The organism is Burkholderia sp. MSh2, from assembly GCF_000731655.1.
GTDB lineage: Bacteria > Pseudomonadota > Gammaproteobacteria > Burkholderiales > Burkholderiaceae > Burkholderia > Burkholderia paludis.
Genome location: NZ_JPGM01000050.1, coordinates 1 through 10,726, shown reverse-complemented (window position 1 = coordinate 10,726; position 10,726 = coordinate 1). Strand labels below are relative to the sequence as shown.

The 10,726-nt window shown below is 66.2% G+C and carries 9 protein-coding genes and 2 tRNA genes; 10 read left to right on the top strand and 1 reads right to left on the bottom strand.

Annotated elements, in window-relative coordinates; genetic code table 11:
* From GQ57_RS27825 to GQ57_RS27795, 7 genes are all read left to right on the top strand, one after another.
* Positions 1-175 (top strand): cytochrome o ubiquinol oxidase subunit IV (locus GQ57_RS27825; protein ID WP_034199576.1); only part of this gene is annotated, 175 nt, incomplete at its 5' end.
* A 297-nt stretch (positions 176-472) separates the two neighbouring features.
* Entirely contained in the window at positions 473-817 is a 345-nt protein-coding gene (locus tag GQ57_RS27820; protein ID WP_031399411.1) for a hypothetical protein, read from the top strand.
* 139 nt (positions 818-956) lie between these two features.
* Positions 957-2,840, top strand: coding sequence for an extracellular solute-binding protein (locus GQ57_RS27815; protein ID WP_034199575.1), 1,884 nt, complete (start codon positions 957-959; stop codon positions 2,838-2,840).
* Between the two features lie 52 nt (positions 2,841-2,892).
* Positions 2,893-3,936, top strand: coding sequence for a microcin C ABC transporter permease YejB (locus tag GQ57_RS27810; RefSeq protein WP_031399409.1), 1,044 nt, complete (start codon positions 2,893-2,895; stop codon positions 3,934-3,936).
* Positions 3,937-3,984: 48 nt separating this feature from the next.
* On the top strand, positions 3,985-5,082 hold the full coding sequence (locus tag GQ57_RS27805) for an ABC transporter permease (RefSeq protein ID WP_031399408.1): 1,098 nt from the start codon (positions 3,985-3,987) through the stop codon (positions 5,080-5,082).
* Complete coding sequence (locus GQ57_RS27800) at positions 5,079-6,701, top strand: ABC transporter ATP-binding protein (RefSeq protein WP_031399407.1); 1,623 nt, start codon at positions 5,079-5,081, stop codon at positions 6,699-6,701. Before GQ57_RS27805 ends, GQ57_RS27800 begins: the two co-directional genes overlap by 4 nt.
* 128 nt (positions 6,702-6,829) lie before the next feature.
* Positions 6,830-7,504 carry a C40 family peptidase gene (locus GQ57_RS27795; RefSeq protein WP_034199574.1) on the top strand — a complete coding sequence of 225 codons (675 nt, stop codon included), beginning with the start codon at positions 6,830-6,832 and terminating at the stop codon, positions 7,502-7,504.
* A 152-nt stretch (positions 7,505-7,656) separates the two neighbouring features.
* Here GQ57_RS27795 and GQ57_RS27790 read toward each other — a convergent pair whose 3' ends face one another.
* Positions 7,657-8,583, bottom strand: coding sequence for a patatin-like phospholipase family protein (locus GQ57_RS27790; RefSeq protein ID WP_034199573.1), 927 nt, complete (start codon positions 8,581-8,583; stop codon positions 7,657-7,659).
* 278 nt (positions 8,584-8,861) lie between these two features.
* Between GQ57_RS27790 and gltX the strand changes: the two genes are divergently transcribed.
* The 3 genes from gltX to GQ57_RS27775 all read left to right on the top strand — a co-directional run bounded on the left by gltX (position 8,862) and on the right by GQ57_RS27775 (position 10,691).
* Complete coding sequence (gene gltX, locus GQ57_RS27785; RefSeq protein WP_034199572.1) at positions 8,862-10,271, top strand: glutamate--tRNA ligase; 1,410 nt, start codon at positions 8,862-8,864, stop codon at positions 10,269-10,271.
* Between the two features lie 127 nt (positions 10,272-10,398).
* Positions 10,399-10,474, top strand: a tRNA-Ala gene (locus tag GQ57_RS27780).
* A gap of 141 nt (positions 10,475-10,615) precedes the next feature.
* Positions 10,616-10,691 (top strand) — tRNA-Glu (locus tag GQ57_RS27775).
* The last annotated feature ends 35 nt before the right edge of the window (positions 10,692-10,726 follow it).

Here is a 10,726-nt window from a genome sequence, read left to right as displayed (position 1 = left end):
GCTCGCGTTCGTGCAGATCATCGTGCATCTCGTGTACTTCCTGCACATGAACAGCTCGTCGGGCCAGCGCTGGAACGTGATGGCGTTCAGCTATACGGTGCTCACGGCGGCGATCCTGATCATCGGCACGCTGTGGGTGATGCACAACGTCAGCATGAACATGATGTCGCGCTGAGCGGCATCGCGGCGCAAGGCGCCATCCGGGAAAGCGGCACGCGAGTGCCGCTTTTTTTTCGTCCGCGGCGCGGCGCCGGCGCGCGCGGACGGTATGATTCGGCGCGGCCGCGGAACGGCCCGGGCCGTGGGCTGCCGGGCGATGACGCCTTCGCGCCGGCCCGCCGATTGTTACAAGACGTTAGCGGGTACGTCGGGTTGCGATGCCGCGCATCAGTTCTTACAAACTGGAAATATGCGGCGGCGGCGCTTGCCGTTATAGTCGAATCACACATCAAACAACCCCAAAGAGGAATCCATGAAGACCTTGCGTGTTGCCTCGCTCTTGACCGGTATGGCGGCCTTGCTCGTGTCGGGCGCAGCAATGGCGGGTGTCAGTGTCGGGATCAATGTCGGCGTACCGGCTCCGGTTTACGTCGCACCCGCGCCCGTATATGCGCCGCCGCCGCCGCCGGTCATCTACCAGCCGGCGCCGGTTTACGCGCCGGCCCCGGCGATCGTGATCGGCTGGCACGGCGACCGCTACTGGGACGGCCGGCGCTACTGGGGCCGCGACGAGTGGTATCGCCGTCATGGCGGCCGTCCCGGCTGGGATCGCGGGCATGGTCACTGGGATAACGGCCGCCACAACGGCTGGCACTGATCGAGGGGTTGCGCGCGCGTGATGCGTGCGCCGTCCGCACACGATGAAACCGCCCGCGTGGCGGTTTTCTTTTGGCTCGCCGGGTTGAATGGGTAGAATCGTCCTTCGTTACTACCCTCATTCGACCGACAGGGCCTCTATGACGAAGGGTTCGCCCCGGGCCGCCGCCACGCGCGCCCGTTTCGGCGCGTGGCGCGCCGTACGGGCCGCCGGCCGGATCGCCGCGGTGTGCGTGGCGCAGGCCTTGCTGGCCGCGACGGCCGCACACGCAGCCTACGCGATCGCGCAGTACGGCGAGCCGAAGTATCCGCCGGGCTTCAAGCATTTCGACTACGTCAATCCCGACGCGCCGAAGGGCGGCACGCTCGTGCTCGCGAACCCGAACCGGCTGACGTCGTTCGACAAGTTCAACCCGTTCACGATGCGCGGCAATCCGGCGCCGGGCATCGACATGCTGTTCGAGAGCCTTGCAACGGGCAGCTCGGACGAACCGGCGTCCGCGTACGGGCTGCTCGCGGACGACATCGCGGTCGCACCGGATCGCCGGTCGGTCACGTTCCACCTGAATCCGCGCGCGCGCTTTTCCAACGGCGATCCGGTCACGGCCGACGACGTCAGGTTCTCGTTCGATACGCTGAAGAGCAAGCTTGCCGCGCCGCAGTTCGGCGCGTATTTCGCGGAGATCACGAAGGCCGTGGTCGTCGATCCGGCCACCGTGCGCTTCGAATTCCGCAGCGCGAATCGCGAGTTGCCGCTGATCGCGGGCGGCGTGCCGGTGTTTTCGCGCAAGTGGGGATTGCGCGCGGACGGCTCGCGCATCCCGTTCGACCAGCTCGCATTCGAGCAGCCGATCGGCAGCGGCCCGTACGTGATCGAGCGCTACGACAACGGCCGCACGATCACCTATCGGCGCAACCCCGCGTACTGGGGCGCCGACCTGCCGGTGCGGATCGGCACCAACAACTTCGAGCGGATCGTCTACAAGCTGTACGGTGACGGGGTCGCGCGGCTCGAGGCATTCAAGGCCGGCGAATACGACGTGCTCGTCGAGTACATCGCGCGCAACTGGACGCGGCGCGACGTCGGCAAGCGGTTCGACAGCGGCGAGCTGGTCAAGCGCGAATTCCGCCAGCATAACGGCGCGGGCATGCAGGGCTTCTTCATGAACCTGCGCCGGCCGCTGTTCCGCGACGTGCGCGTGCGCCAGGCGCTCGATCTCGCGTTCGACTTCGAATGGCTGAACCGGCAGCTGTTCTACAGTGCGTACACGCGGCTCGACAGCTATTTCGCCGACACCGACCTGCAGGCGACCGGCGCGCCGGGCGCGGGCGAGCTGAAGCTGCTGGAGCCGCTGCGCGCGCAGCTCGACCCGGCGGTGTTCGGCCCGATGGTCACGCAGCCGGACACGAACCCGCCGGGTTCGCTGCGCGCAAACCTGCTGAAGGCGCGCGCACTGCTCGCGCAGGCCGGCTGGACCTATCGCGACGGCGCGCTGCGCAACGCGAAAGGCGAGCCGTTCACGTTCGAGATCCTCGACGATGCGGGCGGGGCGATGGAAGGCGTCGTGACGGCCTATCGGCGCAACCTCGCGAAGCTCGGCATCGACGTAAGCTTTCGCACGGCCGATTTCGCACTGCTGCAAAAGCGCCTCGACGCATTCGACTACGACATGACGACGATCCGGCTGCCGGGCGTGCAGGTGCCGGGCGCCGAGCAATATTCGCGTTACGCCAGCAAGTTCGCCGACGAGCCGGGCTCCGACAACGTCATCGGGCTGAAGTCGCCGGCCGTGGACGCGCTGCTGGAGGCGCTCGGCGCCGCGCAGACGCGCGAAGACCTGCTCGACGCGACGCACGCGCTCGACCGCGTGCTGATGCACGGCTACTACGCGGTCCCGCAGTGGTACAGCACGACGCACCGGATCGCGTACAAGCGCACGCTCGCGTATCCGCAGACGCTGCCGCTGTACTATTCGGCCGAGGGCTGGGTCGTGTCGACGTGGTGGGCGAAGCCCGATCACTGAGCCGCGCCGGCCCTTCGTCCAACCCCGCCTACCGATCGCGAGTCGACGCCCTATGTGGAGCTACATCCTCAAACGCCTGCTGCTGATGATCCCGACGCTCGTCGGCGTGCTGACCCTCACGTTCGCGGTGATCCAGTTCGTGCCGGGCGGCCCGGTCGAACAGGCCGTGCAGGAATTGCGCAAGGGCGCGACGGAGCAGGGCGCGGTGCCGTTCGGGATGCGTGCGCACACCGGCGTCGACGCGCAGCAACTCGCGCAGCTCAAGGCGCTGTACGGTTTCGACAAACCGCCGCTGGAACGCTACTGGCTGATGCTCAAGCGCTTCGCGCGCTTCGATCTCGGCGACAGTTACTTCCGCCACCAGAGCGTGTGGTCGCTGGTCGTGCAGAAGCTGCCCGTATCGATCAGCATCGGGCTGTGGACGTTCTTCCTCACGTACCTCATATCGGTGCCGCTCGGCATCGCCAAGGCCGTGCGCAACGGTTCGCCGTTCGACGTTGCGACGAGCCTCGTCGTGCTGGTGGGCTATGCGATCCCGGGCTTCGTGCTCGGCGTGCTGCTGCTCGTGCTGTTCGGCGGCGGCTCGTTCTGGCAGCTCTTTCCGCTGCGCGGCCTCACGTCGGACAACTTCGCGCAACTGTCGCTCGTCGGCAAGGTGCTCGACTACCTGTGGCACATCGCGCTGCCGATCGCCGCGTCGGTCGTCGGCAGCTTCGCGGTCGTCACGATGCTCACGAAGAATGCGTTCCTCGACCAGATCCGTCGGCAATACGTGCTGACCGCGCGCGCCAAAGGGCTCTCCGAGCGCAGCGTGCTGTGGAAGCACGTGTTCCGCAACGCGATGCTGCCGCTGATCGTCGGCTTCCCCGCCGCGTTCATCGGCGCGTTCTTCACGGGCAGCCTGCTGATCGAGACGCTGTTCTCGCTCGACGGTCTCGGGCTGCTGTCGTACGAGTCGGTCGTGCGCCGCGACTATCCGGTCGTGCTCGGCACGCTGTACCTGTTCACGCTGATCGGGCTCGCGACCAAGCTGATTTCCGATCTCTGCTATGTGTGGGTCGATCCGCGCATTCAATTCGACAACCTGGAGCGCTGACATGAAACCGTCCGTCTGCATGCCCGGCGCCACCGGGCGAGGTGCGCGATGAACCGTGCCGTCGTGTCTCCCCGCATCGACGCGGCGCGCGCACGCGTGTCGCCGTCGCCCGCGCGCCGGGTGTGGCAGCGCTTCCGGCAGCAGCGTCTCGGCTACTGGAGTTTCGTGATCTTCGTCGTGGCCTTTGCCGCAAGCCTCGCGGCGCCGCTGTGGTCGAACGACAAGCCGCTCGTCGTGCGCTACGACGGCCAGTACTATTTCCCGCTGTTCCATGCGTATCCGGAGACGACATTCGGCGGCGACTTCCCGACGCCGGCCGACTATCTCGACCCGTACGTGCGTCAACGGCTCGAGGCGCCCGGCAACTTCGTCGTCTACCCGCCGAACCGTTATTACTACGACACGCTGAACTATTTCTCGAACGTGCCGAACCCCGCGCCGCCGTCGCGCGCGAACTGGCTCGGCACCGACGCGCAGGGGCGCGACCTGCTCGCGCGGCTCGTGTACGGGTTCCGCGTGTCGGTCGAATTCGGGCTGATCCTGACCGTGATCGGCACGCTGCTCGGGATTGCCGCGGGCGCCGTGCAGGGCTTCTTCGGCGGCCGCATCGACATCGTCGGGCAGCGGCTGATCGAGATCTGGAGCTCGTTGCCGGAGCTGTATCTGCTGATCATCTTCGCGTCGATCTTCGAGCCGAGCTTCCTGCTGCTGATCGTCCTGCTGTCGCTGTTCGGCTGGATCGGGCTCGCCGATTACGTACGCGCGGAATTCCTGCGCAACCGCACGCAGGACTACGTGCGCGCCGCGCGCGCGATGGGGCTCACGAACTGGCAGATCATCTGGCGCCATGTGCTGCCGAACAGCCTCACGCCGGTGATCACGTTCCTGCCGTTCCGGATGAGCGGCTCGATCCTCGCGCTCACGAGCCTCGATTTTCTCGGGCTCGGCGTGCCGCCGCCAACGCCGAGCCTCGGCGAGCTGCTCGCGCAGGGCAAGGGCAACCTCGACGCCTGGTGGATCTCGCTGTCGACGTTCGGCGTGCTGGTCGCGACGCTGCTGTTGCTGACCTTCATGGGCGACGCGCTGCGCAACGCGCTCGATACGCGCATCGCCGCGTCGGTGCGCGCGGCAGGGGGGCAGCGATGAGCGAAGCGGTCGTATCGACGCAGCACGAGCCGCTGCTGTCGCTCGAACATCTGCACGTGCGCTTCGGCGACACGGTCGCGGTGGAGGACGTGACGCTCGCGATCGGCCGCGGCGAGCGCGTCGCGCTCGTCGGCGAATCGGGGTCGGGCAAGAGCGTGACCGCGCTGTCGATCCTGCGCCTGTTGCGCGACGCCGAAGTCGGCGGCGCGATCCGCTTCGCGGGGCAGGACCTGACGGGCAAGAGCGAGCGCGAGATGCGCGGGCTGCGCGGCTCGGACATCGCGATGATCTTCCAGGAGCCGATGACGGCGCTCAACCCGCTCTATACGATCGGCGTGCAGATCGGCGAGACGATCGTGCTGCACGACGGCGTGTCGGCCGTCGAGGCGCGCAAGCGCGCGATCGCGCTGCTGGCGCGCACGGGCATCGCGGAGCCGGAGAGGCGCGTCGACAGTTATCCGCACCAGTTGTCGGGCGGCCAGCGGCAGCGCGCGATGATCGCGATGGCGCTCGCGTGCCGGCCGCGCCTGCTGCTGGCCGACGAGCCGACCACCGCGCTCGACGTGACGATCCGCGCGCAGATCGTCGACCTGCTGCTGGAACTGCAGCGCGACGAAGCGGAAAAGCGCGGGATGGCGATCCTGCTGATCACGCACGACCTGAATCTGGTGCGGCACTTTGCGCAGCGCGTCGCGGTGATGGAGCACGGCCGGCTCGTCGAGAGCGGGCCGGTCGAGCGGATCTTCGCGGAACCCGAGCATCCGTATACGCAGCGGCTGCTGAACAGCCGGCCGCAACGCGCGGTCGCGCCGGTGATGCCGATCGCGCCCGTGGTGCTCGACGCGCGCCACGTGAGCGTGCAGTTCGCACGCAAGCGGCCGGGCTTCGCGGGCTGGTTCGGCACGGTGCCCGTGACGGCCGTTGCCGACGTGTCGGTGTCGGTGCGGCAGGGCGAAACGCTCGGTATCGTCGGCGAATCCGGATCCGGGAAGTCGACGCTCGCGATGGCGCTGCTCGGGCTGCAGAAGACGGCCGGCGGCGAGATCGAGTTCCAGGGGCGCGCGCTGTCGACCTATCGCGGCCGCGAACGGGCCGCGCTGCGCTCGAACATGCAGGTTGTCTTTCAGGATCCATTCAGTTCGCTTTCGCCGCGTCACACGATCGAGCGGATCGTCGGCGAGGGGCTCGAGCTGCATCGCCCGGAATTGACGCCCGATGCGCGCCGCGCGAAGTCGCTCGCGGTGCTGCGCGAAGTCGGCCTCGACCGTACGGTGCTGCATCGCTATCCGCACGAATTCTCGGGCGGGCAGCGTCAGCGGATCGCGATCGCGCGCGCGCTGGTGCTGGAGCCGCGCATCCTGATCCTCGACGAGCCGACCTCCGCGCTCGACGTGTCGATCCAGCAGCAGGTGCTGAAACTGCTCGCGAACCTGCAACGAAAATACAACCTCGGCTATGTATTCATCAGCCACGACCTGGAGGTGATCGGGGCGATGGCGCACCGCGTCGCGGTGATGCAGGACGGCGCCGTGGTCGAGTCGGGGGACGTAACCGACATCTTTACCACACCGTCACATCCTTACACACAAAAACTATTGAAAGCGGTCTGGAAAGCGTGATAAGCCGCCAATGGTCTGACCATCTCGATTGTATTTATTAATTTGTTTTGACAAACGATTACGCGCTGGCTAGTATCGACCGAAATTTTCCGCCAATCAGCTGATTTTTAAGCAAATTCCATCGACCAATGCAGCATCGATCCCTGACCCAGGCATGCGCGCGCACCGTCGCCGGGCTGTTCATCGGCGCCCTGTTCGCAGCAGCTTCCGGCGCGTTCGCCGACGAAGTCAGCAGTTTTAACCAGAATGTCACGAATTCGACCCAGAGCGGGTCGGGTTCCTCCCTCCAGCAGACCAGCGCACAGCCGTCGAGCGGCGGCGCGAAGTCGTTCCTGTCCGGCATGGCCGGCAAGGCCGGCGACGTGGTCGTCAGCGCGCTGAACATGATCGGCGTGCGTTATCGCTGGGGCGGCAACTCGCCGGATTCGGGCCTCGACTGCAGCGGCTTCGTGCGCTACGTGTTCCAGGACACCCTCGGCATGTCGCTGCCGCGCCGTGCGGAAGAAATGAGCCGCGTCGGCGAGAAGGTGAGCATGAGCAACCTCAAGCCGGGCGATCTCGTGTTCTTCAATACGATGCGCCGCACGTTCTCGCACGTCGGCATCTACATCGGCGACAACAAGTTCGTGCACTCGCCGTCGACGGGCAGCACCATCCGCGTCGACGATCTCGACAGCGGCTACTGGGAAAAGCGGTTCACCGGCGCGCGCCGGATCGAATCGGAGTTCCCGATGAAACCCGAAGATCTGCGCCAGCGCGTACGCGCGACAATCGGCGACGATTCGGCGAACGGCAACAACTGATCTTTGCCGGTCAACCGGCCGGATCGAAACACCCTGTCACCGAAAGGCGGCAGGGTGTTTTGTTTTGGGCGGCGCAAGCGGCGGGCTGAATGCCGTACCGCCTTCCTGCGGCGGGCCGGCGGTGCGCGCCGGCCCGGGACATCGGGTGCTTCTTATGCGGCGGCGACGCTGCGTGCCGCCGCGAGCTTGCGCTGCAGTTCGGGCATGATGCGCGCGACCGCTTCCTCGCCCGCGAGGATCGCCGCGTTGCGCTGGTTGAAGTCGCTGCCGCCCATTGCCGCAAGGTTCGGCCGGATCACGACGTCCGCATATTTGTCGAGCTCGTAGGTCTTGATCGTCTGGCCCATGATCGTGAAGGTCTGCAGCAGCATCTCGATCGGGTTGCCGGTCGCCGCGCCCTCGGGCCGTGCCGAGATGTCGACCGCGATCACGAAGTTCGCGCCCATCTTGCGTGCATACGAGGCGGGCACCGGGCTGACGAGGCCGCCGTCGACGTATTCGCGGTTGCCGATCTTCACCGGTTCGAACACCGACGGCACACTGCACGACGCGCGTACCGCGAGACCCGTGTTGCCCTGCTGGAACAGGATCGGCTGACCGCTCTGAAGATCGGTCGCGACGATGCCGAGCGGCTTCGCCATTTTCTCGATCGACCGGTTGTTGAGCGTCTTGTTCAGGAAGTTCTGCAGCGCGACGCCTTGCAGGAGGCCGCGCGAGCGGAACGGCAGCGCCCAGTCGCTGATCGCCGCCTGATCCATGTCGAGCGCGATCTTGTTGATCTGCAGCGCGCTCATGCCCGACGCGTAGAGTGCGCCGACCACCGAGCCCGCGCTCGTGCCCGCGACGATTTCGACCGGGATGCCGCGCGCCTCGAGCGCCTTCAGCACGCCGATGTGCGAGAAGCCGCGGGCGGCGCCGCCGCCGAGCGCGATGCCGATCTTCACGGGCTTGTCTTGCGGCTGCGCGGTGCCGGACGGGTTGCCGGGGCGGGACTTGTCGCCGAACGAGGTGCAGGCGGCGAGGCTGGCGGACGCGCACGCGATCGTGAAGTGGCGGCGTGACAGGCGAGGGGACGACATCGAATGATTCTCCGGCGACTTGGCGGCGGGTCACACGGCCCGCGGCGGCGATAGGTTCCGAGCAGCCGCACGGCGGTCCCGTGCGGCCGGCGCCGCGCCGGCTGGCGGCCGCGGCGCGCACATCATAAAGCAAGCGGCGCCCTTGGCGCGATGTCCGTCGCGAGTATAATTCCGGCTTCTTTCCCGTTCCGGGCGTCGCCGGCTCCGTTGCTGTCCGGGCTGCCGCCGTCGTCCCGCGTCGAATCATTCACGCGCCCCAGGCGTCCGAGTTACCGTTTATGACCCGTCCTGTCCGTACCCGCTTCGCGCCGAGTCCCACCGGCTTCATCCACCTCGGCAACATCCGCTCCGCGCTCTATCCGTGGGCGTTCGCCCGCAAGATGAAGGGCACGTTCGTGCTGCGCATCGAGGATACCGACGTCGAGCGCTCGTCGCAGGAGGCGGTCGACGCGATCCTCGAGGGAATGCAATGGCTCGGCCTGGATTTCGACGAAGGCCCGATCTACCAGATGCAGCGGATGGATCGCTATCGCGAGGTGCTCGCGCAGATGCTCGAGAAGGGGCTCGCGTACCCGTGCTACATGTCGTCCGAGGAACTCGACGCGCTGCGCGAGCGCCAGCGCGAGGCCGGCCTGAAGCCGCGCTACGACGGCACGTGGCGCCCTGAGCCCGGCAAGGTGCTGCCGGAGCCGCCGGCAGGCGTCAAGCCCGTGCTGCGCTTCCGCAATCCGCTGACGGGCACGGTCGTGTGGGACGACGCCGTGAAGGGGCGTGTCGAGATCTCGAACGAAGAGCTCGACGACCTCGTGATCGCGCGCCCGGACGGCACGCCGATCTACAACTTCTGCGTGGTGGTGGACGACATGGACATGGGCATCACGCACGTGATCCGTGGCGACGACCACGTGAACAACACGCCGCGCCAGATCAACATCCTGAACGCGCTCGGCGGCGAGGCGCCGGTCTACGCGCACCTGCCGACCGTGCTGAACGAGCAGGGCGAGAAGATGAGCAAGCGGCATGGCGCGATGAGCGTGATGGCGTATCGCGACGCGGGTTTCCTGCCCGAAGCCGTCGTCAACTATCTTGCGCGCCTGGGCTGGTCGCATGGCGATGCCGAAATCTTCTCGCGCGAACAGTTCGTCGAATGGTTCGACCTCGAGCATCTGGGCAAGTCGCCCGCGCAGTATGACCACAGCAAGCTGAGCTGGCTGAATGCGCATTACATCAAGGAAGCGGACGACGCGCGCCTGGCCGGGCTGGCCAGGCCGTTCCTCGCTGCACTCGGCGTGGACGACGCGGCGCTCGCGACGGGCCCCGCACTCGACGCCGTGGTCGGGCTGATGAAGGATCGCGCGACGACGGTCAAGGAGATCGCGGAAGGCGCCGCGATGTTCTACCGTGTGCCGGCGCCGGACGCCGATGCGCTGGCGCAGCACGTGACCGACGCGGTGCGGCCGGCGCTGGCCGATCTCGCCGTCGCGCTGAAGGCGGCCGACTGGACGAAGGAGGCGGTGTCCGCCGCGCTGAAGGCGACGCTTGGCGCGCACAAGCTGAAGATGCCGCAACTCGCGATGCCGGTGCGTCTGCTGGTGGCGGGTACGACGCATACGCCGTCGATCGATGCGGTGCTCGTGCTGTTCGGTCGCGATGCCGTGGTGTCGCGCATCGAGGTGGCGCTGGCCTGAGATGCGGGGCGAGCGAAGCTGCCGATGCGTGACCTCGCGGCAGCTTCGCAAAAAATTTCGCTCGAATCGCAAAAAGGGTATTTACAAGTTCAAAGTTGGTCCATATAATCTCATTTCTGTTCTGCAAGGGGGTATAGCTCAGCTGGGAGAGCGCTTGCATGGCATGCAAGAGGTCAGCGGTTCGATCCCGCTTACCTCCACCATCAGAACAAGCTGGATTGATTTGCGAAGCAGCAGTGGTAGTAATAAATGCTTCACAAAATGATTCAAAGCAGTTAGAATTTCGGCCTTCGCTGTTGATTGAAAAGTGAATAGCGAAAGTCAGACAGATCTGAAAAGATTTTGTCCCCTTCGTCTAGAGGCCTAGGACATCACCCTTTCACGGTGAGTACAGGGGTTCGAATCCCCTAGGGGACGCCAGATTCAGCGGCGTTTCGTAGAAATGTCGCAACACG